Origin of the sequence: Micromonospora sp. NPDC048843 (genome assembly GCF_040649965.1) — a bacterium.
Lineage (GTDB): Bacteria > Actinomycetota > Actinomycetes > Mycobacteriales > Micromonosporaceae > Micromonospora > Micromonospora hortensis.
The window spans coordinates 1-1,391 of the sequence record NZ_JBEZGJ010000369.1 but is presented as its reverse complement, the minus strand read 5'-3'; the positions used below and the strand labels follow the sequence as shown (position 1 = coordinate 1,391).

1 protein-coding gene is annotated in these 1,391 nt (G+C 69.2%); it reads right to left on the bottom strand.

The features are described 5' to 3' along the window. The coding region (locus tag AB0C20_RS36140; protein ID WP_357569714.1) for a condensation domain-containing protein at positions 1-1,391 on the bottom strand (1,391 nt) is incomplete at both ends.

Genomic DNA, 1,391 nt, shown 5'->3' with positions numbered 1-1,391 from the left:
TCTTGTTGGTCTGGAAGCGGTGGTAGGCGCCCGCCAGTTCCTCCAGATACCGGGCGACACGATGCGGCTCGCGCAGGGTCGCGGCACTGGCGACGACGGCGGGGAACTCGCCGAGGGTACGGATGAGCTCACCTTCCTCGTCGGCGACGAGAAGGCTCAGATCCGGTGCGACACCGGCCGAAACGCGCAGCAGCGCCACGCGAATCGGTACCTCGGCACCGACATCGAACCCCTGGGCGGCGAGCTCGGCGATGCACCGCCCCACCTCGTCGGCGCCGACCGGCCGTGGGACCGAGTCGATCTCGATCCCGGAGACGGGCAGGATGCGCTGCACCACACCGGAGGCGGTCTGCGGGTACACCGTGCGCAGCACTTCGTGCCGTCCGAGGACATCGACGATCGCCGCGCCCAGCGCGTCCACCCGCAGATCACCGCGCAGCCGCACCGCGACCGGCACGTTGTAGGCGGCCGACTCCGCGTCGAACCGGTTCAGGAACCACATGCGCTGCTGGGCCGGCGAGAGCGGAATCTCGTTCGGCCGCTCCCGGGCGGTCAGGGCTTTGCGCCCACCGTCGCCGACATGTGATTCGACCCGGGCGGCCAACCCGGTGACGGTGCTGGCCTCGAACAACATCCGCACCGGTACGCGGGTGTCGAGCGCATCGCCGACTCGGGCGGCGACCTGCGTGGCGATCAGCGAGTTACCGCCGAGATCGAAGAAGTCGTCGTCGGCTCCGACCCTCGGCAGCCCGAGCACCTCGCCGAAGATCTGGGCGATGATCTCCTCGATCGGCGTGGCCGGCGCCCGGAACTTCCGTACCTCGAAAACCGGGGCGGGCAACGCCTTGCGGTCGAGTTTGCCGGAGGCGTTGACCGGGAGCTCGTCGAGCATCACGAAGGCCGACGGCACCATGTACGCGGGCAGTGCCTCGGCCAGCTCGGCCCGCACCACCTCGAGATCGAACCGATCGGCAGTCACGACCAGATACCCGACGAGCTGGTCGCCGAGCCGCGAATCGGAGCGCACCACGACCACCGCTTGGCGCACGGAATCCATTGCGTTCAGTACGGATTCGATCTCGCCGAGCTCGATGCGCAGACCGCGCAGCTTCACCTGGAAATCGCTGCGGCCCAGATATTCCAGCTCGCGCGGGCCACCGTCACCGCCGGTGTTCCAGCGCACCAGGTCGCCGGTGCGGTACATCCGGTCGCCGGGCGCTGCGTGCGGATTGGCGACGAATCGTTCCGCGGTCAGCGCCGACCGGCCCAGATAGCCGCGCGCCAGCTGCACACCCGACAGATACAGCTCGCCCACCACGCCGTCGGGCAGGGGTTCGAGATTCTCGCCCAGAACCAGCAGATCGGTGTCGTCGGCCGCCACCCCGATCGGG